The organism is Rothia sp. 27098_8_27, from assembly GCF_041432805.1.
Classification (GTDB): domain Bacteria; phylum Actinomycetota; class Actinomycetes; order Actinomycetales; family Micrococcaceae; genus Rothia; species Rothia mucilaginosa.
The window spans coordinates 202,139-224,556 of sequence record NZ_JAPWAJ010000002.1 but is presented as its reverse complement, the minus strand read 5'-3'; the positions used below and the strand labels follow the sequence as shown (position 1 = coordinate 224,556).

Below are 22,418 nucleotides of genomic sequence, written 5' to 3'. Positions count from 1 at the left end.
CTCCAGTGGCTTACCTAGGGGTTGTTATAGGTGATCGGGGCGGGCTCATGCCGCCTAGTCCTTATCAAGGATACAGCAAAGCCGGGTAGCCACCAGTGGTGACTACCCGGCTTCAGGCTATAATCCCAACCTCATACGATTTCCCTTACCGGGAACCCGCAATGCGGAAGGGTAGAACTGCAGCGAGTCCTTATGCACCCACGCGGAAACGTGCGAATGCGGTAGCGGTTGCGCCAGCCTCGGACAGAACCTGTGCGACAGACTTCTTGGAGTCCTTTGCGAAGTCCTGGTCCAGCAGGGTGTTCTCCTTGAAGAAGCCCTTCAGGCGACCCTCAACGATCTTGTCCAGAATCTTCTCGGGCTTGCCCTCAGCGATTGCGGTCTCGCGAGCAACGCGCTTCTCGGTCTCGATCTGGTCTGCGGGGATGGACTCGGAATCCAGGTACTTGGGGCTCATTGCAGCAATGTGCACTGCAACGTCGTGTGCGATCTCGTCGGTGTTCTCACCGGAGACAGCCAGCAGAACGCCAACCTGTGCCGGCAGGTCCTTGGAGGTCTTGTGCAGGTAAACTGCAACGTTCTCGCCCTCAACGCGTGCAACGCGGCGGACAACGATCTTCTCGCCGAGCAGTGCACCAGCGTCGGTGGTCAGCTCCTCAACGGTCTTGCCCTCGTAGGATGCAGCCTGCAGCTCTTCCAGGGTGGAAGCGTTAGCAGCAATAGCAGCCTCGAGCACGTTCTGGCCGAAAGCGATGAAGGGGTCGGACTTTGCCACGAAGTCGGTCTCGGAGTTGACCTCGATCATGTAGCCAACGCCGTTCTCAACGCGTGCAGCTACCAGGCCCTCAGCGGTTGCGCGACCCTCGCGCTTGGTGATGCCCTTCAGACCCTTAACGCGGATGATCTCGGCAGCCTTCTGCTGGTCGCCGTTAGCCTCGTCCAGAGCCTTCTTGACGTCGAGCATACCTGCGCCGGTCTTCTCGCGCAGTGCCTTGATGTCTGCTGCGGTGTAGTTCGCCATTGTGAACTCCTTGTGTTGCTGTAATAAATCGGGATGACATCCCGGTGGTACAAATGGCGGACGGCGCCGCGCCCAGGTCAGGGCGGGCGCCGTCCGAACGTGGTCCCCGCAGGCGGGGGCCACAAAGCATAAAGCTTAGTGGGCTAAGAAAGCTTACTTAGCTGCCTCTTCAGCCTGTGCAGCCTCGTGCTGCTCCAGGAGCTCGCGCTCCCAAGCTGCCATGGGCTCCTCAGCTGCTTCAGCCTTGCCGTTCTTCTTAGCGTTGCGCTCGATCAGGCCGGCTGCCACTGCGTCAGCAATCACGCGGGTGAGCAGGTTGACGGAGCGGATAGCGTCGTCGTTACCGGGGATCGGGAAAGCAACCTCGTCGGGGTCGCAGTTGGTGTCGAGGATAGCAACAACGGGGATGCCCAGCTTCTGAGCCTCGTTAACTGCCAGGTGCTCCTTCTTGGTGTCAACAACCCACAGGAGGGAGGGAACCTTGGACAGGTTACGAATACCGCCGAGGGTCTTCTCGAGCTTCTCGAACTCGCGACGCATGAGGAGCAGTTCCTTCTTGGTGTAGCGAGAACCTGCTACATCGTCGAAGTCAATCTGCTCGAGTTCCTTCATGCGCTCGATGCTCTTGGAGATGGTGCTGAAGTTGGTCAGCATACCACCGAGCCAGCGGTGGTTCACGTAGGGCATGTTCACGCGGGTTGCCTGCTCAGCGATAACTTCCTGAGCCTGCTTCTTGGTACCCACGAACAGGATGTTGCCACCGTGTGCGACGGTCGACTTAACAGCCTCGTATGCCTTGTCGATGAAGGCGAGGGACTGCTGCAGGTCGATGATGTAGATGCCGTTGCGCTCGGTCAGGATGAAACGCTTCATCTTGGGGTTCCAACGGCGGGTCTGGTGACCGAAGTGAACGCCGGAGTCCAGCATTTCACGCATAGTTACGACGGGCATGTCGTCTCCTTTGTGGTGCCGCGCGGACCTCCCATTCGGGCCAGCCCAACGCGCGCATAGTAGTTATCAGTTTTTCCTGGCGGCGGTTAGCGTTCACGGTTACCCGTTCAGCTCAGGCCCTAACCACCCCGTGTGGGTGGACCGAAGGTCCCTTATCGGCTCCTCGTTTGAGGATGCCGCTCACGCCGCGCGTCGTCAGTGATGCTGTGCGGAATCCCTCGATGAGGGAGAATACCCGCGCAGGCACACTGCAATACGACATTGTACCGTATATTCCGCGATTAATCCGCCGGATTAGGGTTAAAACCTGCACAGGCGCGGCGAGTGTGTGCAGGGGCACTGTGGATAAAGGATTTTAAGGCGAAAACGGCGGGGTTATCCACAATTTTTCGTGAGGCGCTGCGGGGCGAGGCAATTCGTGATGTGCTCAGAAGATGAAGCAGAACATGAAGACATTAGCGACAACGCTACGGCACGCAACGCTGGTGGCGTGCTGCCTGCTGGGTGCACTTGTGAGTGCGGGCGGGCAGGGCTACACGGGTGGGCAGGACTATTCAGGCGGGGCTGGTTTTACTAACGGTACCACCGCAAGTACGCAAGCTCCCAGCAGCGCACACGTTCCCCACACCGTTGAGCTCATCGCGAGCCGACTACGCTACCGCTCCCCCACCTCCGAATCCAGACCGCGGGTGATCCGTCCCTTTGAGAAGCCCGCCCAACGCTGGAGCGCAGGGCACCGCGGCGTAGACCTTGCCGTACCCGAACACGACCGGCGCGTCTACGCACCGGCACCGGGAAAAGTGGTTTTCAGCGGCACGGTCGTCAACCGCAAAGTACTGGTCATTGCGCATCCGGATGGGCGGCGCAGCACCTTCGAACCCATGGACGAAGCACTACCGGTCGGCACCACGGTTGCAGCCGGTGAGGTAATCGGCACCGTCGCAGGCGCGGCGGGCGGCAACAGCGAGCGCCCCTACCGGCGATGCTCCACCCCCTGCCTGTACTGGGGTGTACGACAGGGAGGCGCCCGCGGGGACGGCAGCGGCAAGGCCGCCGAGTACATCAACCCCATGAGCCTGCTGGGCTCGAAGGAGCCGAGCATTCTGCTACCCGTGCCGGGCGGATATTAGGCGCGGGTACTGGATATTAGGCACGGGTACTGGTTATTAGGCGCAGGTACTGGCGCCGAGCATGAGCCGAACCAGATATAGCTGTGGCCCGTCACCTCCTCAGAAGGAGGCAACGGGCCACAGGAGCCAGCCTAAGTTGTGCTCACTAGCGTAGGCGCTAGAGGTAGCTACTTACTGGAGGACGTCACCGTCATCAGCACCGAACTGGTTCGGCTGTACGGGCTGGTTCGGCTGTACAGGGTGCTGAACGGTCTGACCGGACTGAACCGACTGAGTGGGCTGTGCAGGCTGCTCAGTCGGAGGGATGTACGCGGGCATTGCCTTGGTCGGTTCGTTCTCGCCGTAGTTCACGCCGTGCTGCGGGGTGAACACCTGAGTCGGCGAATCATCACCCGTAGCGTAGGCGGTGTTCTGCGCCGGATAGCCACCCTGAGCCTGGTAACCGGGCTGAGCGGCATAGCCATTCTGAGCAGCGTAGCCGCCCTGTGCCTGGTAGCCGTTCTGCGCGTCAGCCTGGGTTGCGCCGTAACCGGTCGCAACACCCGCCGCCGCGCCCAGTGCCGCAGCCGAAGCGGCACGACGCTCACGGCCCTTCGCACGAGCCGCCGCAATCTTCTTGCGGAACAGGAAGAGCAGAATCAGGATGAGCAGTAGCAGACCCACAATAACCGCATCCACGATTACGTCAGTCATGCTCAGACCGGACACCGGAACAGTCAGACCGGAGGTGGTGCTGACACCGCGGTCGGTCTTAACGCTCAGCTCGCCACCGTTCACGCTCAGCTGCACGTGCTGAGAGTTCTTCGCGATGCTGTTCGCGGCATCTACCTTCTGCTGGTCCAGCGAGGAGAAGGTCGGCGCCTTGAAGGTGAACTCGAAGGGAGCTGCGTAGTAGTTACCTAGCTTCGAAGAGAGCTTGATCTCAGGGGTCACGGTGTAGTCGGAGCCGAAGGGGTGGTAGCCACCGGGGCGGGTAACGGTCACCTTCGAATCGGGCAGGTATTCGTTCAGGCGCTGGTTGAACTCGTTCTGGTCCTTACCGCGAACCTTCACGCTCACGATGGTGGCGTCGCCGTCCTGACGAACTTCGGTCTCGTCATTACCGCCGCCTGCGAAAACGTCCTTGAGCTTCTGCTCAGCACCCGCAACATCCGCGGTCGGGAATGCGTAGAGGAAACGAGCTTCCATGGAACCATCCAGACCCAGGGCAGTAGCCACCTTCATGCTCTTCATCTCGATCTGGCGCGAAGAAACACGGTCAACCGCGATGAGAGTACTGCTACCGCCCGAACGGGAGGAGCTAGCGCGACCCTCGGGGTCAACCATGTAGGACTTATCGTTGGTGTCCATGATGGTCAGAGTCAGGCCATCACCGCTCGGGGAGCACAGCAGCGCGCAGTCCAGCAGACCCGAAATCTTCTTCTGAACGGTGAAGTTATTATCCTTCGCCACTACCTCACGGCTAGCGGAGAGATCGGTACTACCTGCACCAAACAGCTTCTTGAGACCGTTGCCCAAATCCTCAATCGAAGAAGCGCTAAAGGTCAGGGTACGGCCCACTTCTTCCTTCGCGCTGGGGGTCGATGCGGAAGGAGCGTATGCCTTCGCCTGCGAGGACTCCAGGCCCTTCTTCAGCTCGGAGCCCTCAGGCTTGACCTGGTTCAGGTAGGCGTCGACCGCAGAAGCGGTCTCGGTGTTCATGATTTCCTTCGCGACGAAGGAAACCATCACGGAGTAACCGCCGTCCTTCTCCTTTACGTCAAGAATGACGTTACGGAAACCGCGGTCCTGAACATCCTTCGCGGAAATCTTAGAACCACCGGAGTTCTTCACTTCCTTCTCGCCAAACTTCACAGTGGTTTCATCGCTGCTGCTGAGAACACTGTTCTTATTGGAAGCAGACACAACACCGTCCACTACCAGAGCTTCAGGAAGCCAGCCCAGCAGATCGCCCGAGCTGAAGTTTTCCTTCACCTGAATACCCTGCACCAGACCCTGGTCAGAGTTGACAATGCTAATCTGCGGCTTGATGTCGGAACCCGAAGCCTTCAGCAGAGAGGTCACCTTGGACTGGTACTCGTCCACGGAGGAGAAGGATACCTTGAAAGTCGCACGAGCCTTGTCACCCTCAGACTGAATACCTTCGTATTCCAGGCCCTCGGGCAGGTGCTTACGTACGGACGCATCCAGCGCCTGGGTGCCACCCTTAACCTTGTCCTGGTTATCCTTCATGTTGAAGGAAACCAGAATGGTGCGGGTACCCTTCTCAGCGCTCTCAAGGCCCAGCTGAGTCTCAATCTTTGCGCTGCAGGCACTCAGAATCAGGGCGGCAATGGTCAGCAGAACCGCCAGGAACATCCAGCGCTGACGAGTCGGCGCGCTCGGGGCGTGAGTCATCGCGTGCATACTAGGCTCCCATCAGGCGAATAGCCACGTAGTAAACAATCATGGAGGCAAAAACCCAAGCAGTGCTCAACGCTGCGTGCATGATAATCGGGGACTTCGCGAAACGGCCCAGACGGTTCAGACCCAGGTAGGTCAGAGCCTCGCCCGAGAACACGGCGAAAGCAAGCACCAGGCCCATGAGCATGGTCAGGAAGGACGCACCGTCACCGCTACGGCTGAGGGTCATGAAGAACACGAGCAGGTTCAGCAGCAGGAACGAAGGAATCAGCACCAGCGAAGACACCGACACGGCGTGCATACTCGCGGTGAAAGACGCCGGAGCCTTGCCAATGCGCGCGGTCAGCTGCAGCTGCACACCGCGCAGAACCTGCACGCCAAAGATGGCGAGCGCCATCAGCACGTACGCCAGAATCATGCGTCCGGTCGGCACGGCCTGCGAGGCGTAGGCGCCACCGTAGGCACCGCCTCGACCGTACATATAGCCCATCATGGACATCGCGACAGTAGCAGCCAGAATCACCAGCTGGCTAAAGAAGAACGCGCCCACCAGCGACTGCAGAGTCGTGGGAACAATCCAACCCCACGCACCTGCGGAAGAGATGCGGGCGTGCGCGGTTGCCGGGTTGCTGGAGAAAACGTCCAGGAACGCGTTCCAGGTAGCACCCAGTGCCTTCACCGCCGGATGCGGTGCGCTCGGCGCATAGGTTGCCTGGCCGGGCTGACCCGGCTGAGCGGCACCCGGCTGAGCGGCACCCGGCTGAGGTGCATCGAGCTGCGGTGCGGCGGCAGGCTGACCGGGCTGGGCGGGAGCTGCCTGAGCCTCAGTATTCGGCTGCGCATTAGCGTTTACCTGAGCGGGCTGAGGCGCCTGCTGAGGCTGGACGGGCTGCTGCGGTGCTACCGGCGCGGCAGACTGAGCAACATTACCCTGCTGGCTCGGCTGAGCAGCCTGAGCTGCGTTACCCGGCTGAGCAGCCTGACCCGGAAGCGAAGCATCCTGCGCGGGGTGTGCGCCAGCATCGTAGCCGTAGCCGCCGGCTGCACCCTGCGACGGGTTGTTGGGAGTGTTCTCCGACATTGAGATCCTCTCGTATGATGTGTGGATGCAACACCTACCGGCTGAATCGGCATCTACCGGCGGCATCGCACTGTCTTTCGTGACAAGACTCTTCAACCCTACCGTATTGAACGCTATGATGCGTCTTCGTTCGTCATTTACTCATTTTCATCACCGTTGATGCATTCCATGCACGAAAATAGGCGCCCTGAGTGTACGACAAAAAGAACACGAAAAAGCCCCGCCCGCCGACAAGTGGGTGAAGTCGACGGGCGGGGCCGTAGGGAGTGCGGGGCTCGAACCCGCGACCAAGGGATTATGAGTCCCCTGCTCTAACCGGCTGAGCTAACTCCCCATCCGGTGCAGTGACGGCACGCTATGGGTGCCAGCACCATCCTCTAGAGTACCTGAACGGCGGCTGAGAACGAAAAACACTCTACTCCTACTCAACGCTCAGAATCTAGAGAAGCTTAGCGGCGCGAATCCAGGTAGCGCTGGTACGGAGCGTCACTCACGTACAGCTCCTCGAAGGTGCGCCAGGTGTTCTCAGCACTGTGGAAGCCCACGATACGGCGGGACTCGCGGCCCATCTGCTCGCGCTCAGCGGCGGGCAGGGAGAGCACCGCCTCCAGCTTCTTCGCCAAATCCTGAGCGTTATTGGGTTCGAAGAGGTAGCCGTTCACACCGTCCTCCACCAGGTGCGGCAGAGCCAGCGCGTTCGCGAGCACCACGGGGGTGGAGGCGCTCATCGCCTCCAGGGAAACCAGGGACTGCAGCTCGGCGGTACCGGGCTGGCAGAACACGTCAGCCATCTGGTACACCTCGGGCAGATGCTCATCCGGAACGAAGCCACGGAAAATCACACGGTCGGACACGCCGCAATCGTGTGCCTTCTGCTCGAGAGCCTCACGCAGCTCGCCGCCACCGGCAATATCCAGCACCACGTGCTCGAGGGTATCGGGCAGCAGGGAGAGTGCCTCGATGAGCACGTCCACGTTCTTCTCTTCGGCAAGGCGACCCACGAAGGCAATACGCAGCTCACCGGGAACCTTACCGGCGTCCGCTCCCTCAGGCAACTCGTAGTCGCTGATTTCAATACCGTTAGAAACCGGCATGACGGGGCGGTCAAAATGACCCAGGTCGCGCATCGCATCCGCACCGATCTGGGTGGGGGTGGTAACGACCGCAGTCTTGGAGAAGCAGAAACGCATGTCCTTCCAGGTGACCTTCTCAATCACACGCTTCACGGGATCGGGGAAGGGCAGGAACGGGTCAAGGTTCGCCGGCATGAAGTGGTTCGTTGCGATGACACGGATACCGCGGCGCTTCGCCTGGAAAATCAGGGCTCGGCCAATAATGTAGTGGCACTGCACGTGCACCACGTCCGGGCGCACCTCGTCAAGGATTGCACCAACCTCGGACCAAATCTCCCAGGGGATGCAGATGCGGTTCGTCTCGTGGGTCGGAGGCAGGTGCGAACGCAGACGATGCTCAACAATGCCGCCCTCTACTTCGGTGCGGTAGCTGGGGCCGGGGATGGGGCTGGCGGCGACTACGTGCACGGAGTGGCCTCGCTTGAGCATGGAGGTGGCGAGGCGGTGACCGAATTGCGCTGCACCGTTGATGTCCGGCGGGTAGGTTTCTGCGCCAATCAGAATCGTCTTTGCCTGTTCCATGACGGGGCTCCTCATCGGGGTGTAGTGTGTCGGTGACTTTGGGGTTTCGGGTGCGACGGTGCGCCGCTTCTACCTCTGTCTGCCGCGTGCACCGGGTGGGTCCAGTACGTACAGCACTTGTCTATTCTACCTGTGAGCTACGTCCTTCTCCGACTTGTGGCGGGCGGCTTTGGCTGGGAGTTACCTCTAAACCTCCCGTTGAGACGGGAGCCTGCAACCTGCCTGTAGACGCACAAACGCCCCGATACGATGATCGGGGCGTTTGGACGCTTGGCGTTAAACCTGCGCCGGTTGAGCGGCGGCTAGGTTTAGCGGCGAACAGTGCTTAGCGGCGTACCAGGCGGTTCAGGAAGTGCAGGACGGTTGCAATGGATGCGCCCAGTGCTGCGAAGGACTTCCAGCGTGCCTGCAGAACCTCGGGCTTGCGCACGTTCTCTGCCAGGCCGCGGCCGGTAGCTGCTGCACCTGCAGCAACCTCGGAGGGAACTGCCTTGAGAGCGTCCAGAGCCTGCTGGGTGTTGTTCTGAACGTCGCCGGTGTAGGACTGCAGGTCGTCGCGCAGGGCTGCCAGGTGCTGGCGGCGTTCTGCGGTGCGCTGCTTGAGCTCTTCGAAGGTCGGCGGCTTGGGCTCTTCCTCGCCGCGTGCCTTGCGCTCTTCAGCTTCCTGACGTGCGCGTTCTGCTGCTTCTTCAGCTTCCTTAGCCTTCTGCTCTGCACGCTCTGCCTGTTCCTTCTTCAGGCGCTCAGCGGACATGGCGGTACCTTCCTTGAGTACGCCGAGGTCGAAGAGCAGACCGAAGATTGCGGATTCGGGCTTGAACGGCAGCTGTGCCTTGACCTTCTTCAGACCGACCAGGGCGCAGATTGCCAGGACGATGAGGAAGACGAGGGCGAAGACCAGTGCGGATGCCCAGTAGGGCATGACGGTGCCGAGGCCGAGGATTGCTGCGGCGACCAGCGCAATGATCAGGAACAGACCGAAGACTGCTGCGACGCCGAAGAAGGCTGCGCCCTTACCAACGGCGATGCCCTTGGTCTTCAGCTCGTGCTTTGCAATCTGGATTTCGTCCTTGACCTGGCTGGGTCCGAGGGTCTTGAAGGTTTTGCCAGCGTCGATGATGTTCGCGACGCCGGACTTAATCCCGCTGATGCCAGCAAAGAAACGCTTGGGTGCCTTGGGATTAGTAGTAGTGGTCATGACCACCTCTCCGTGACGTGTTTTTGGAGGCTTCTTTTTCGCACTCCACCTCCTATAGTTTAGCCCCTTATGATACCTCCGCGTGACCGTTTGGGTGGGGGTTTGCGCTATCTCTTCAGGTATTTTCGACTTTCTGGAGGCTGCATTGAGCTGCGGGCGTAGCTTTCTGGGTTTTGTTGTCCCTGTGGATTTGCTCTGGAGTAGGCGTAAGAGGATGCCGATGCGCCGCTCCCCCGTTACGCGCCGAGTGGGCGTGTGGTTGATGTGGGCGAGGAACTTCTCTGTGCGTTAGACTTCACATTTTTGCAGGGTACATTTTTACAGGGTGAAGTATCTTTGCCTCGCCGAGGGCGTAAGCCCGAGGAGTTACTCATTCATGACTTGAAGAGACCGTTCCGACTGGACTCGAACTAGCGAGGCGAAGATTTTCCGAGCGCGCGAGGAAGTAAAAACCATTATCCCGCCGAGGGCGCAAGCCCGAGGGGTTACTGGTACACGGTTTGGAGAGAACGTTCCGACTGGACTCGAACTAGCGAGGCGAAGATTTTCCGAGCGCGCGAGGAACCAAAAATCTTTGCCTCGCCGAGGGCGTAAGCCCGAGGGGTTACTGGTTCGAGTCTGAGGAACGTATATAGCAAGAACCCCCGAGGCGAAGCCTCGGGGGTTCTTGCTATATCTGCTCCCCCGACTGGACTCGAACCAGTAACCCTTCGATTAACAGTCGAATGCTCTGCCAATTGAGCTACGGGGGATTATTTTGTTTTCGTTGCCGGTTTCCCTTGCAACGAGTAATAACTATACCGGGGCAATTTGGGCTCCGCAACTTGAAATGCTATGAAGTGCATCACTCTTTGGGTTGCGTGGCTGGTTTGGGTGGTGAGGGAGGCTTCTACCCCGCGGTATTCCCCGGCAACCTGCAGAACACAGGACATTCGGCAGATTGCCGGGGCGTAGCGGAAGAACCGTACTTAGCCGCGCTGTGCGCTGAGCTGGCGGCGGCGCATTTCCAGTTCGAGGAGCTGACGCTGTACCGCTTCGAACTCTTCGTCGTCGGGGTTGGCGCTGAGCTGCTCTAGGCGCATCATCAGGTCGGATTTTTGGCGGGCAATCTGCTGTTCGAATAGGGCATTGAGCGCGCCAGTCACAAAACCGGGCAGACGCTCAGCGCTGCTGACCGGTAGCGGTGAGACGGCAAGTTCCGCAATGGCGGGGTGTACACCCTCCACAGCGCCGGAGCGTACGCAGTTGATCCATTCGATGCCGGGGGTAGGTGCCATGACGGTTGCGGCGTGGATAATGCCGGCGGCCACCTCGCGGTGGGTGCGGTAGCGGAACTGCACGGTGGCGAGGTTGCGCCACTGTTCCACGCTGATGAGCTCGGGGTGTTGCAGGGCAATCTCGAGCGCCGCCTTTTCGAGGCGGGCAACCGGGTCGCGCGGGTCGGGGGTGAGGAATTCCTCGACGGCGGGGGCGGGCGCCTCCGGCTGGGGTGCGGTAGGCTGAATGTTGCTCGGCGGGTGCGCGGCGGCGTTCTGCCCGGCGTAGGCGCTGGGTGCGGCGTGGTCTTCCGGTGGCGGTGCGTCGTAGGCGGGGTCGTAGGGCGCGTCAGCATGAACTGCGCCCTGAGCACCCGTATAGCCCGGCGCACCCGCGTAACCCGGCGCACCCGTATAGCCCGGCGTGCCCGGCACGCCCTGCGGCCCCTCGTTCAGACGCTCGTAACGCGGCGCGGCGGCGGGAGCCTCCGCCTGCTGGGAGCGGGAAAGCTTCGGGTGGTTCTGCGCGTACGCCACTGCGCGCTGAATCTCGTCGAGCTCCAGGCCGAGCTGACCGGAGACCTTACGCATGTAGGCGGGGCGCAGGTCGCGGTCCTTAATGCCGGCAATAATCGGGGCGATAGCGCGCATCGCCAGCACGCGACCTTCAAGGGTCGCCAAATCGTACTTGGCGAGGGTCGAATCAATCGCAAACTCGAAGAGCGGACGGCGCGAAGCAATCAGGGAGCGCACGGCGGCGTCGCCCTTGTGTAGGCGCAGGTCGCAGGGGTCCATGCCGTTCTCGGCAACCGCCACGAAGGTCTGCGCAACGAAGCGCTGGTCCTCCTGGAAGGCTGTCATGGCGGCTTTCTGGCCTGCGGCGTCACCGTCGAAGGTGAAGATGATTTCGCCGCCGGAGCCGTCGTCGGTAATCATGCGGCGCACCATCTTGATGTGGCCGGGACCGAACGCGGTGCCGCAGGTGGCAACGGCGGTGGTGATGCCGGCGAGGTGTGCCGCCATGACGTCCGTGTAGCCTTCCACGATGACGACCTGCTTGGTCTTGGTCATATCGCGTTTTGCCAGGTCAATGCCGTAGAGCACCTGGGATTTCTTGTAGAGCTGCGTCTCGGGGGTGTTCAGGTATTTGGGGCCCTGGTCGTCGTCGAAGAGGCGGCGGGCACCGAAACCGATGGTTTCACCGGCGATGGTGCGGATGGGCCAGATGATGCGGCCGCGGAATCGGTCGTACAGGCCGCGGTTGCCCTCCGAGAACATGCCGGTAGCCTTCAGCTCCTCATCAGTGAAACCCTGGGAGCGAAGGTGCTTGAGCAGGTGGTCCCAGCCGCGCGGGGCGTAGCCGACACCGAACTTGCGGGTTGCGGCGGGATCGAAACCGCGGGCGCCGAGGAAGCGCTGCGCCTCCTGAGCATCAGCGCTGTAGAGGTTACGTTCAAAGAACTCGGCGGCAATCTTGTGCGCGTCGAGCAGGCGGCGGCGCATACCCGCCTCGTAGCGGTCGCCGGGCTTACCGCCCTCATAGTGCAGGGTGTAACCAATACGGGCGGCTAGACGCTCCACCGTCTCAACGAAGCTGGTGTGTTCCATCGCCATGACGAAGGAGTACACGTCACCGGATTCACCGCAGCCAAAGCAGTGGTACGAGCCAACCTGCGGGCGCACATTGAAGGAGGGCGTGCGCTCGTCGTGGAACGGGCACAGCCCCTTGAAGGTGCCTATACCGGCGCTTTTGAGGCTCACATAGCCTTCAATGATTTCGCGGATATCGGTACGGGCGCGGACTTCATCAATGTCTTCTTTGCGGATTAATCCAGCCATAAACTCAATTCTACGGTGAGGGTCAACAGGTAGTCTCTGCAGGCGTTATAGGCGCGGGAAATAACGCACGAACATGCTCACAAAAAGGATGCGCCGCGACGCGCAAACAGCACGCCGCGGCACACAAGTACAGGTGTTTAGCCGCCGGAAATATCCAGCTCAGCCTCCGCCAGGCCCAGACGCTCAGCGTCCCCCAGGATGCGCGAATCCAGCCAGCCATCGGGCAGGTGCGGCTGCTTGGGGCTGCCGGCGCGGCCGCGCGAACCCTCCACGGCGGCACCAGGGTAACCAATCGAGTGATCCAGCTGAGCAATCAGCTCACGGAACGTCGCCAGGTCGGGCACCTGAGCCATCTTCGCGCGCAGCTCGCCACCGACCGGGTAGCCCTTGAAGTACCACGCCACGTGCTTGCGAATCTCGCGCAGGCCGCGGGTCTCATCGCCAAAGGTCTCCACCAGCAGTTCTGCGTGGCGGTAAATCATGTCCGACACCTCAGTCAGGGTCGGGCGGATACGCTCCGACGAACCCTCAAACGCATTCTGCAGGTCACCAAACAGCCACGGGCGACCCTGGCAGCCGCGGCCAATCACCACGCCGTCCACGCCGGTCTGCTCAACCATACGCACCGCATCCTCGGCGGAGAAAATATCGCCATTACCCAGAATCGGCACATCGGGAATCAGCTCACGCAGCTGCGCAATCGAATCCCAGTCAGCCTTACCCGAATAATGCTGCGCCGCAGTACGGCCGTGCAGGGCAATCGCCGCAACGCCGGCATCACGAGCAATCTTGGCGGACTCCAAGAACGTAATGTGGTCATCGTCAATGCCCTTACGCATCTTAATGGTCAGCGGAATATCGTTGCGGGACGCCTCCTTCACCGCGGTCTGCACAATCGCCGTGAACAGGTCAGTCTTCCAGGGCAGGGCGGCACCGCCACCGCGGCGAGTCACCTTAGGAGCCGGGCAGCCAAAGTTCAAGTCAATGTGGTCTGCACGGTCCTCTTCAACGACCATGCGCACAGCCTTACCGACGTTGACCGCGTCCACACCGTAAATCTGGATGGAGCGGATCTTCTCGTCCGGGTCATGCTCAATAATGCGCATAGACTCGGGCTTACGCTCCACCAGGGCGCGCGCAGTCACCATTTCGGTAACGTACAGGCCGCCGCCATATTCACTGCAGAGGCGGCGGAAAGCCTTATTGGTCACGCCGGCCATCGGGGCGAGAACCACGGGAGTATCAACGGTCAGATTGCCCAGTTTCAGGGGCGGAAGGGTAAGACGGGGTGCTTCAGAATTCACCCCTATATTGTGGCATACGGGGGCAAATCGAGAACCGGACTCAGCTGAGGGGGTACAGGAACGCAGTGCAAGCTCAGCAACCGTGAGGAGGCGCAGGTACGCACAAGGGGCAGGGAAGCAGTACGCTCCCCCGCCCCTTCAGCAAGAGTCAGCCAGCAGGCTCAATACCGCGAACCTACTCGGTTACGTAAATATAGGTCGGGTCGCCCTCCACCGAAGCAGTACCGGCGCGCAGCAGCACGTCGGTTACCTGAACCAGCGCCTCCATGGCGTCGTCAACCTCAACCAGCACCGGATACTTAGCGCTCAGCAGGGACAGCACCTGCATAATCGCCTCCACAGCGCCCTCATTATCGAAGTCGTAGCCCAGCAGCAATTCGGTGGCGGTGTTCTCATTCACCAGCGCCGCCTCCGGGTCAGTCTCAAAGGGGTGGTAGCTCACCGCAAACGCAACAATCGGGCCCTTCTTACCCTCGGCAGCAGCCTCACGAATATGGTCACGAAGCACCACGGCTCCAAAAGCACGCACCTCATCCGAGAGGAAGTAGCGGTTCACCGTGCCCAGGCCCACTTCAGCAGGAACATCCCACTCGTGGGCGCGGCGGTAGAAATCCCACAGCGCGGCGGTCAGCTCAACCGAACCGGTCGCCAAATCCTCAATCGCCTGAGTCTCGTTACCGTCAGCATCCTCACGCAAAGACACCGGAGGAATCGCCCCCGGCTCCACACGCACCATACGGGAACGCTGAATCAGCTTCATGCCAGCAGCCTGCGCAAACTCCTCACCGTCACTAAACGGCGCCAACTTCACACGCAGAGCCGTGGTCTGACCGTGCGCCGCCGCAATCTCACGCAACGCATTCAGCAGCGCGGTACCAATACCCTGACGGCGGTGATCAGCCGCAACCTCCACATAGGACCACAAACGTGTCGGATGCAACAGCGAAGCAACCACAGTACCCGCAGCCACCGGCACACCCGAAGCAGTCACCACCAGGGTGCGGCTAAACGGCGCATCCGTATCCGGGCCGAAAAGGCCACGCTGGCGCTCCTCAACCTCATTGCGGGCAGAGTTCCAAATCTCAAGCAGGGCAAGGTCATCACCCTCCTGCCAAGGGCGAATCTCAAATTTTTCGCTGAGGCGTTCAGCCATATCCGTGCACCTTTCCTTCGCTCGCGTCAAACGTGCCAATCAGTCTAACCAGGGTAGCCTAAATACACGACGGCGGGTAGCCTCTTTCGCTCTAAGAGGCTACCCGCCGACCGTGTTATGAATTATTTTTAGCCTGCCAGGCGTGCAGCCAGGTAGGACTTCACCTGATCCAGAGCCACACGCTCCTGGTTCATGGTGTCACGCTCGCGGATGGTCACAGCCTGATCCTCGAGAGTGTCAAAGTCCACGGTGATGCAGAACGGGGTACCGATCTCATCCTGGCGGCGGTAACGGCGGCCAATAGCGCCCGCCTCGTCGTAGTCCACGTTCCACAGGCCACGCAGCTCATTCGCCAGCTTAGTTGCCGGCTCAGACAGCTCAGCCTTCTTCGACAGCGGCAGAACAGCTGCCTTCACCGGCGCCAGGCGCGGGTCAAGCTTCAGCACGACGCGCTTATCCACGCCACCCTTAGTGTTCGGTGCCTCGTCCTCGACGTATGCGTCAACAAGGAACGCCATCATGGAGCGGGTCAGACCGAAGGACGGCTCAATCACGTACGGCACGTAACGCTCACCGGTCGCCTGGTCGAAGTACTCAAGCTTCGCGTTGGAGTGCTCGTTGTGCACGCCCAGGTCGTAGTCGGTACGGTTCGCAACGCCCATCAGCTCGCCCCACTCGGAACCCTGGAAGCCGAAGCGGTACTCAACGTCAATAGTGCCAGCCGAGTAGTGCGCACGCTCCTCCTTAGGAACGTCGAAGCGGCGCATGTTATCCGGGTTAATGCCCAGGTCAACGAACCAGTTCCAGCAGTCCTCAACCCACTCGTTGAAGTACTTATCAGCGTCATCCGGGTGCACAAAGTACTCAATTTCCATCTGCTCGAACTCACGAGTACGGAAGATGAAGTTACCGGGAGTGATCTCGTTACGGAACGACTTACCAATCTGGCCAATACCGAACGGCGGGCGCTTACGAGAAGCAGTGACCACATTGTTGAAGTTCACGAAAATACCCTGAGCGGTCTCCGGGCGCAGGAAGTGCAGACCCTCCTCATTATCAACCGGGCCCAGGTAAGTCTTCATCAGACCGGAGAAGTTCTGCGGCTCAGTCCACTCACCGCGAGTACCACAGTTCGGGCAAGCAATCTCTTCCATGCCCTCAGCCGCGCGGCCCTTCTTCGCCTCAAAGTTCTCCAGCAGGTGATCCTGACGCAGACGCTTGTGGCACGACAGGCACTCAACCAGCGGGTCGGTGAAGGTCGCCACGTGACCGGATGCCTCCCACACCGCACGAGGCAGAATAACAGAGGAGTCCAGGCCAACCATGTCCGCACGGGAGCGGACGAAACGCTGCCACCACTGCTGACGGATGTTTTCCTTCAGCTCTGCACCGAGGGGGCCGTAGTCCCACGCAGAGCGGGAACCGCCGTAAATTTCACCGGCCTGGAAAACAAAGCCGCGGCGCTTCGCGAGCGCAATAACGTTATCGAGGGTGGACTTTTCAGCCATAGTTACTCCTTCTGCCCCGCCACCGGCTGTGACGTGCGTGAGTTCGGGTTCATAAGGGACGCCGCCCAGAACGGGGCGCCCGTATTCGCGCTCATCGGCGCAATATGCACACTTTTTGATGCAAGACACTAGGGTACCATCACCACCCCACCCCTGGGTATGCCTACCCAACCCACCACTCCCCCATTTTTGCCGGACGCCAGGATGTACCCAGCGGGATAAACTAGAGAGCATGGAAGAAATTTTTATTCGCGACGACATGATCCGCCTCGGCCAGTTCCTCAAGCTCGCCAACCTCGTAGAGGACGGCGCGCAGGCACGCGAGGTCATTCAGCACGGCCTGGTAAAGGTCAACGGCGACATTGAAGAAGCACGCGGCAAGCAGCTGCACCCCGGCGACACCGTGACCCTCAACGGCGTGACTGTGAAGGTTGCGCACGAGGACTAGCACCGTCTGATTACACGTTTGGGGCCTAGGAACGATGAGGTGGCGGAATCTGTGAGGGGCGGTGCTCTTCCTCGTTCCTACAGGGAACCCGCCCTCGCTTCGCTTCGGGCACCCTGATGTCACTACGGACGACACCGCCCCTCCGCGCGCACCTCACCAGAGCCGAGGGTAGCTATACCCTCCGGAAGCGACATCAGGGTGCCCACCCGGGCGCTCTCCGCCGCGAAGCCAGGAGAAGCGGAGCGTCCGGGTGCGGCGGGTGCCCCTGCAGGAGCGGAGGAAGGGTATAGCGTCCCACCCACCCAGCCTCTGTAGGAACGAGGACGATAACCACCTTTCCAAGCGGAACCGCGCATTCCACGCGGAAGCAAAAGCTCAACGTAAAGCCCTCGAGTCGTAATGACCCGAGGGCTTTCCATATAGTCGATTTAGGCGTCAGAGCCTTCCGCGGTGCCGGTCGCCTCCGCAACCTTCTGCGCGCGAATACGCGGCCCCTTACCCTGCACCTTCACCTCCAGGAACTCGCCCACATTGCGGATCTCCATGGCGCTCACGCCGTGATCCATTCCACCCATCTCGTCCGTGGTCCCCATATGACCCTGAAAGGGTGCGCTTCATGGTGGAGCCTTTCAGGGTCATATGGGGCAGTGGAGAGAAGTGGTGGATCAGTGGACGGCGGTGGATGCCGGAGTAGGAGTGGTGTGTTCTTCCTTCGGACTGGTGGGAGCCAGGTGGGCAGGGTCCAGATCAATCCGGCGCAGCAACTGAGCGTTAAGCGCCACCACAATCGTCGACAGCGACATCAACACCGCAGCAGCAGCCGGGGGAAGCAGAATGCCGCTAGAGGCGAGCACGCCGGCGGCCAGGGGCACGGACAAGATGTTGTAACCGGACGCCCAGATGAGGTTCTGGATCATCTTGCGGTAGCTGGCCTGCGAGAGCTCAATCATCGACAATATTGCCCGGGGATCGTCACTGGCCAGGACCACTCCGGCGGATTCCATTGCCACATCCGTGCCGGCCCCGATGGCGATGCCGACCTCGGCGCGGGCCAGTGCCGGGGCGTCGTTGACACCGTCGCCGACCATGGCCACGCTCAGGCCACGCTCCTGTAACTGGGTGACCTTGGTGTCCTTGTCATGGGGCAGGACCTCGGCGAAGACCTCATCAATCCCCAGGTCCTGGCCAACCGCATGGGCCACCTGCTGCGCGTCACCGGTGATCATCGCGACCTTCACCCCGCGGTCCTGCAGGGCTTTCACAGCGGCGCGGGATTCGGGGCGGATCTTGTCCTCGACGGCCACCGCACCGATAATCTGACCGTCGCGGACAATATGGAGCACACCGGCCCCACGCCCGGTCCAGGCGCTGGTGGTGTCGGTGAGCTCGGCCGGGGTGGTGAGGTTGAACTCGCGCAGCATGTTCGGCCCGCCCACGAGGATCTCAGCGCCATCGACAGTGGCCCGGACCCCCCGGCCGGAGGCGGCGCTGAAACCAGTTGCACGGATTTGCCGACGAGAGGCCTCGGGATGGGCGGCCGCGGCCGCCACGATGGCGCGGGCCACGGGGTGCTCGCTGTCGGCCTCCGCGGCGGCGGCCAGGGCCAGCAGCTCGCCCTCGGTGACGCCGACAGTTGCCGCGACACCGGTGACCGCGTGCGCGCCCTCGGTCAGGGTGCCGGTTTTATCGAAGAGCACCACGTCGATGGTGCGCATCCGCTCGAGCGCCATCCGGTCCTTGATGAGCACCCCGGATTTCGCGGCCCGCTCGGTGGAAATCGCAATGACCAGCGGAATCGCCAGGCCCAAGGCGTGCGGGCAGGCGATGACCAGCACCGTGACCGTGCGCACCACGGCATCGTCCGGGCTGCCGATGGTGGTCCACACCACCGCGGTGATCAGAGCAGAGATCAGCGCAAACCAGAACAACAACGCCGCCGCCCGATCCGCCAGGGCCTGGGCCCGGGAGGAGGACTCCTGTGCGTCGGCAACCATGCGTTGGATCCCGGCCAAGGCGGTGTCCCCGCCGGTAGCCTCCACCCGGACGCGGACGGTGTTGTCGGTGGCCACGGTACCGGCGACCACCTTATCACCGGTGTCGCGGAAGACGGGACGGGATTCGCCGGTGATCATCCCCTCATCGAATTCGGCGGCTCCGTCGATGATGGTTCCGTCGGCCGGCACCCGGGCACCGGCCCTCACCAGCACGACGTCGCCGACGACCAGCTCGGAGATGTCCACGGTGCGGGTGGTCCCATCGATGACTTTCTCGGCCTCATCCGGCAGCAGGGCAGCCAGCGCGTCAAGCGCGGAGGACGCACCCCCGAGAGCGCGCATTTCCAGCCAGTGGCCCAGCAGCATGATGGTCACCAGCAGGGCCAGCTCCCACCAGAAGTCCAGGTCAAAACCGCCCAGCCCCAGAGTGGTGACCCAGGAGGCGACAAACGCCACGGTGATGGCCATGGCAATCAGGAGCATCATCCCGGGTTGGCGGGATTTCAGTTCCTTCCATCCGCCCTTGAGGAAAGGCGTTCCGCCGTAGACGAAGATGATCGTGTCCAGTACCGGGGGAATCCAGGTGGATCCGGGGAATTCCGGGAGGGGGTAGCCGAGCAGGTGGGCGACCATGGGGCTGAAAATAACGACGGGAATGGACAGAATCAGTGACCACCAGAAGCGTTCCCGAAACATTGCGGTGCTGTGCCCGGCGTGTTCGCCGTGACCATGAACCTGGTGGTCTTCGTCCAGGGCAGAGTGCGGGTGACCGTGGTGCATCGCCTGGCCGTGGGTGTCGGCGTCTGCGTGGTGTTCGTGGCTGGCATGATCCGGGTGGTGGGTGTGGTCTGTTTCCGGAGCGGGGTGATCGCCGGAATGGTGGGGAGTGTTCATGACGTTCCTTTCGCTCAACCCGGTCGGGGTCGAGATGATGGGTAAATCGATCAGGATAAGACGGTGTAGCCGGTCGCCTCGATAGCCCGGCGAACCATCTCCGGAGGTACGACACCGGTGACCGTGACGGTGGAAACATCACCAGCAGCGAGATCAACCTGGACGTCGTGGACCTGGGGGAGGGCCTGAAGGGCCTGGGTCACACTTTTCGCGCAGCGCCCGCAGGTCAGGCCGGTGACTTGGTAGCTAGAGGAGGACCCTCCTGCTGACGAGTCGCTGGCGGCAGGGTTGGAGACGGTGTCGGCACGTGAGGCAGGTCCGCAACAGCTGCAGCCGTGGGAGGCCATCGGCAAGAGGCGGGGCGGGGAGGCGCTGATGGACGAGGCGACAAACACCTTCGACAATGGGTTTATTGGCTTCTGGCTTCCCGATGATGCCATCGGCCTGATTGAGGTCAGCTACCAGGGGCGTACCGGCACCACGGAGTTTTCCACCACCGACGACGGTGCCACCTGTGTCACAGACCTGCGCCTGACGTGATGGCTCAGCAGAGTCCTCACCTGCGCCTGTCTCCCATATCACTGAAATCTTGCACCAAGAAAGGTTAAATCATGACGAACACGTTTCCCCGACGACAGTTTCTGCTCGGCGGGCTCACCCTCGCCGGCACCGGAGCCTTGGCCGCCTGCACCAGCAACCCTGGACCCGCTACCTCGACACCAGGTCCCTCCCTTCGCCCCACTCCCACCTCCACTGCGCTCGGTGAGCCGACGGTGCGCCGGACGCTGACCGCCCGGCCCCTCTCCCTGGATATCGGCGGAATCGAAGCCAAGACGTGGGGATACGTCTCTAACACCGGGGATGCGGCCATTGAGGCCACCGTCGGCGACGTCCTCCAGGTCGATATCACCAATGAACTGCCTGAGAGCACCTCCATCCACTGGCATGGCATCGCACTCCACAACGCAGCCGACGGTGTGCCCGGCATGACCCAGGACCCCATTGAACCTGGCAAGTCTTTCTCCTATGTTTTTAAAGTCCCCCACGGTGGCACCTACTTCTACCATTCCCACGCCGGCCTGCAGCTTGATCGCGGCCTCCACGCCCCACTGATCATCCGTGACCCGCAAGACGCTGAGGACCATGACGTCGAGTGGACCATCGTGCTCGACGACTGGGTCGATGGCATTCAGGGCACTCCCAATGATGAGCTCGACAAGCTCACCGGAATGGGTTCGGGCGACCATCACGGGAAGATGGGAATGGGAGATCACGGCACCCCGGACCGGGTACTGGGCGGGGATGCCGGCGATGTGATGTATCCGTACTACCTCATCAACGGACGTATCCCCCGTGCTCACCGGACCTTCGAGGCTCGCCCGGGCAACAAGGTCCGCCTGCGGTTTATCAACTCCGGCGGTGACACCATCTTCAAGGTGGCCCTCGGGGGTCATCGCATGACCGTTACCCACACCGACGGCTTCCCTGTCCAGCCCGTGGAGACCGAATCGATCTACCTGTCTATGGGCGAGCGTGTCGACGTCGAGGTCATCCTCGGCGACGGCGTCTTCCCGCTCACGGCTTTGGCGGTGGGTAAGAACGACCGCGCCTTCGCCGTCATCCGCACCGCCGGCGGCCAGGCCCCCAGCCCCGATGTCGACTTCCCCGAGTTGTCGTCCACCGGACTGCTTCTGTCCTCTCTGAAGCCAGCAGACCGTGCACTCCTGCCCGAGGGCACACCAGACCGAGAAGTCAGCATCGACCTGGACGGGCAGATGATGCCGTATAAATGGAGCATTCTCACCGACGGCCAATCCTCCTCCGCGACCGTGCAGGAGGGCCAGCGCCTGCGGATGGTCATGCGCAACAGGACCATGATGCCCCATCCCATGCACATCCACGGCCACACGTGGTCGCTGCCCGGCAGCGGCGGGCTACGCAAGGACACCGTCCTTCTCCGCGGCGGTGAAACCATAATCGCCGACCTGATCGCTGAGAACCCCGGTGAGTGGGCATTTCACTGCCATAACGCCTATCACATGGAAACCGGGATGTTCAGCTCGCTTCGCTACACGTAACCCCCACAGCAGGGTTGAGTGCCGAGGTGGGCAGAGTCGCTACAGACCACCCACCGGGCAGCACGACGACCTTCTCGGTGTGTGGCCTTCCGGGACAACCAGAACACCGTCTTCTTCCCCACCGCCCCGGAATAAGAAGATCTAATCCATGCCGAGCACACCCCGCAGAGCCGCCATCGTGGTTGCCGCGGTGCTCCCCCTCGTTCCTCCCCTCACTAAGCAGGGGCGGGGCGCCGCATATTTCCTCCGCGCCTACGCAGGGGCACCCGTCACCCGGACGCTCCGCTTCCTCCTTGCTTCGCTACGGAGAGCGTCCGGGCTGACACCCTGAGGGCGCATCCGGAAAACGCGGCCGCACCCGCACAGCACCCCAGCACGGAAAGGCGGTATCGTCCGAAGTGACATCAGGGTGCCCGAAGCGAAGCGAGGGCGGGTGCCCTGTAGGAACGAGGACGATAACCACCTTTCCAAACGGAACTACACGTAAGCCCCCGAGTCGTCAGAC

Annotated in this window: 17 protein-coding genes and 2 tRNA genes; 4 read left to right on the top strand and 15 right to left on the bottom strand. The window is 61.5% G+C overall.

What is annotated here, in order from left to right; all coding sequences use genetic code 11:
• Window positions 1-190: 190 nt before the first annotated feature.
• Window positions 191-1,021, bottom strand: coding sequence for a translation elongation factor Ts (gene tsf, locus O3675_RS04420; RefSeq protein ID WP_005508816.1), 831 nt, complete (start codon window positions 1,019-1,021; stop codon window positions 191-193).
• Window positions 1,022-1,174: 153 nt separating this feature from the next.
• Window positions 1,175-1,972: a 30S ribosomal protein S2 gene (gene rpsB, locus O3675_RS04415; RefSeq protein ID WP_005508818.1), complete on the bottom strand. Its 798-nt coding sequence runs from the start codon at window positions 1,970-1,972 to the stop codon at window positions 1,175-1,177.
• Between the two features lie 689 nt (window positions 1,973-2,661).
• Between rpsB and O3675_RS04410 the strand changes: the two genes are divergently transcribed.
• Complete coding sequence (locus tag O3675_RS04410) at window positions 2,662-3,102, top strand: M23 family metallopeptidase (protein ID WP_371571205.1); 441 nt, start codon at window positions 2,662-2,664, stop codon at window positions 3,100-3,102.
• Window positions 3,103-3,273: 171 nt separating this feature from the next.
• On the opposite strand, the gene O3675_RS04405 is transcribed toward O3675_RS04410, so the two are convergent.
• From O3675_RS04405 to O3675_RS04360, 10 genes are all read right to left on the bottom strand, one after another.
• The gene (locus tag O3675_RS04405; RefSeq protein WP_371571203.1) at window positions 3,274-5,508 is read right to left on the bottom strand and encodes a flagellar motor protein; all 2,235 of its coding nucleotides are present in this window, start codon (window positions 5,506-5,508) and stop codon (window positions 3,274-3,276) included.
• Between the two features lies 1 nt (window position 5,509).
• The gene (locus tag O3675_RS04400) at window positions 5,510-6,586 is read right to left on the bottom strand and encodes a hypothetical protein (RefSeq protein ID WP_371571201.1); all 1,077 of its coding nucleotides are present in this window, start codon (window positions 6,584-6,586) and stop codon (window positions 5,510-5,512) included.
• A gap of 260 nt (window positions 6,587-6,846) precedes the next feature.
• Window positions 6,847-6,920 (bottom strand) — tRNA-Ile (locus tag O3675_RS04395).
• A 115-nt stretch (window positions 6,921-7,035) separates the two neighbouring features.
• Window positions 7,036-8,241: a glycosyltransferase gene (locus O3675_RS04390; protein ID WP_005508822.1), complete on the bottom strand. Its 1,206-nt coding sequence runs from the start codon at window positions 8,239-8,241 to the stop codon at window positions 7,036-7,038.
• A gap of 325 nt (window positions 8,242-8,566) precedes the next feature.
• Window positions 8,567-9,439 (bottom strand): phage holin family protein, encoded by an 873-nt coding sequence (locus O3675_RS04385; protein WP_314938881.1) that lies wholly within the window; start codon window positions 9,437-9,439, stop codon window positions 8,567-8,569.
• A gap of 679 nt (window positions 9,440-10,118) precedes the next feature.
• Window positions 10,119-10,191 (bottom strand) — tRNA-Asn (locus O3675_RS04380).
• A 216-nt stretch (window positions 10,192-10,407) separates the two neighbouring features.
• Entirely contained in the window at window positions 10,408-12,534 is a 2,127-nt protein-coding gene (gene dnaG / locus O3675_RS04375; protein ID WP_371571199.1) for a DNA primase, read from the bottom strand.
• A 137-nt stretch (window positions 12,535-12,671) separates the two neighbouring features.
• Window positions 12,672-13,838: a tRNA dihydrouridine synthase DusB gene (dusB, locus tag O3675_RS04370; RefSeq protein WP_049355088.1), complete on the bottom strand. Its 1,167-nt coding sequence runs from the start codon at window positions 13,836-13,838 to the stop codon at window positions 12,672-12,674.
• A gap of 175 nt (window positions 13,839-14,013) precedes the next feature.
• On the bottom strand, window positions 14,014-14,991 hold the full coding sequence (locus O3675_RS04365; protein WP_371571196.1) for an N-acetyltransferase family protein: 978 nt from the start codon (window positions 14,989-14,991) through the stop codon (window positions 14,014-14,016).
• Window positions 14,992-15,119: 128 nt separating this feature from the next.
• The gene (locus O3675_RS04360) at window positions 15,120-16,499 is read right to left on the bottom strand and encodes a glycine--tRNA ligase (RefSeq protein WP_005507052.1); all 1,380 of its coding nucleotides are present in this window, start codon (window positions 16,497-16,499) and stop codon (window positions 15,120-15,122) included.
• A 232-nt stretch (window positions 16,500-16,731) separates the two neighbouring features.
• Between O3675_RS04360 and O3675_RS04355 the strand changes: the two genes are divergently transcribed.
• Window positions 16,732-16,947: an RNA-binding S4 domain-containing protein gene (locus O3675_RS04355; protein WP_005507051.1), complete on the top strand. Its 216-nt coding sequence runs from the start codon at window positions 16,732-16,734 to the stop codon at window positions 16,945-16,947.
• A 428-nt stretch (window positions 16,948-17,375) separates the two neighbouring features.
• Here O3675_RS04355 and O3675_RS04350 read toward each other — a convergent pair whose 3' ends face one another.
• The 3 genes from O3675_RS04350 to O3675_RS04340 form a co-directional block, all read right to left on the bottom strand.
• Window positions 17,376-17,540: a hypothetical protein gene (locus O3675_RS04350; RefSeq protein WP_371571194.1), complete on the bottom strand. Its 165-nt coding sequence runs from the start codon at window positions 17,538-17,540 to the stop codon at window positions 17,376-17,378.
• Between the two features lie 72 nt (window positions 17,541-17,612).
• Window positions 17,613-19,637, bottom strand: coding sequence for a copper-translocating P-type ATPase (locus O3675_RS04345; RefSeq protein ID WP_371571281.1), 2,025 nt, complete (start codon window positions 19,635-19,637; stop codon window positions 17,613-17,615).
• 248 nt (window positions 19,638-19,885) lie between these two features.
• Complete coding sequence (locus O3675_RS04340) at window positions 19,886-20,212, bottom strand: heavy-metal-associated domain-containing protein (RefSeq protein WP_371571279.1); 327 nt, start codon at window positions 20,210-20,212, stop codon at window positions 19,886-19,888.
• Here O3675_RS04340 and O3675_RS04335 point away from each other — a divergent pair.
• Together O3675_RS04335 and O3675_RS04330 are read left to right on the top strand one after the other, a co-directional pair.
• Window positions 20,211-20,375, top strand: coding sequence for a CueP family metal-binding protein (locus tag O3675_RS04335; RefSeq protein ID WP_371571192.1), 165 nt, complete (start codon window positions 20,211-20,213; stop codon window positions 20,373-20,375). The two genes, O3675_RS04340 and O3675_RS04335, sit on opposite strands and share 2 nt — an antisense overlap.
• 71 nt (window positions 20,376-20,446) lie before the next feature.
• Window positions 20,447-21,913: a multicopper oxidase family protein gene (locus O3675_RS04330; protein ID WP_371571190.1), complete on the top strand. Its 1,467-nt coding sequence runs from the start codon at window positions 20,447-20,449 to the stop codon at window positions 21,911-21,913.
• The last annotated feature ends 505 nt before the right edge of the window (window positions 21,914-22,418 follow it).

Excerpts from the sequence above, each read along its gene's own strand:
- tsf (WP_005508816.1), bottom strand. The coding sequence starts at position 1,021 with ATGGCGAACTACACCGCAGCAGACATCAAGGCACTGCGCGAGAAGACC.
- rpsB (WP_005508818.1), bottom strand. The coding sequence starts at position 1,972 with ATGCCCGTCGTAACTATGCGTGAAATGCTGGACTCCGGCGTTCACTTC.
- O3675_RS04405 (WP_371571203.1), bottom strand. The coding sequence starts at position 5,508 with ATGCACGCGATGACTCACGCCCCGAGCGCGCCGACTCGTCAGCGCTGG.
- O3675_RS04400 (WP_371571201.1), bottom strand. The coding sequence starts at position 6,586 with ATGTCGGAGAACACTCCCAACAACCCGTCGCAGGGTGCAGCCGGCGGC.
- O3675_RS04390 (WP_005508822.1), bottom strand. The coding sequence starts at position 8,241 with ATGGAACAGGCAAAGACGATTCTGATTGGCGCAGAAACCTACCCGCCG.
- O3675_RS04385 (WP_314938881.1), bottom strand. The coding sequence starts at position 9,439 with ATGACCACTACTACTAATCCCAAGGCACCCAAGCGTTTCTTTGCTGGC.
- dnaG (WP_371571199.1), bottom strand. The coding sequence starts at position 12,534 with ATGGCTGGATTAATCCGCAAAGAAGACATTGATGAAGTCCGCGCCCGT.
- O3675_RS04365 (WP_371571196.1), bottom strand. The coding sequence starts at position 14,991 with ATGGCTGAACGCCTCAGCGAAAAATTTGAGATTCGCCCTTGGCAGGAG.
- O3675_RS04360 (WP_005507052.1), bottom strand. The coding sequence starts at position 16,499 with ATGGCTGAAAAGTCCACCCTCGATAACGTTATTGCGCTCGCGAAGCGC.
- O3675_RS04355 (WP_005507051.1), top strand. The coding sequence starts at position 16,732 with ATGGAAGAAATTTTTATTCGCGACGACATGATCCGCCTCGGCCAGTTC.
- O3675_RS04350 (WP_371571194.1), bottom strand. The coding sequence starts at position 17,540 with ATGGGGACCACGGACGAGATGGGTGGAATGGATCACGGCGTGAGCGCC.
- O3675_RS04345 (WP_371571281.1), bottom strand. The coding sequence starts at position 19,637 with ATGTTTCGGGAACGCTTCTGGTGGTCACTGATTCTGTCCATTCCCGTC.
- O3675_RS04335 (WP_371571192.1), top strand. The coding sequence starts at position 20,211 with ATGGACGAGGCGACAAACACCTTCGACAATGGGTTTATTGGCTTCTGG.
- O3675_RS04330 (WP_371571190.1), top strand. The coding sequence starts at position 20,447 with ATGACGAACACGTTTCCCCGACGACAGTTTCTGCTCGGCGGGCTCACC.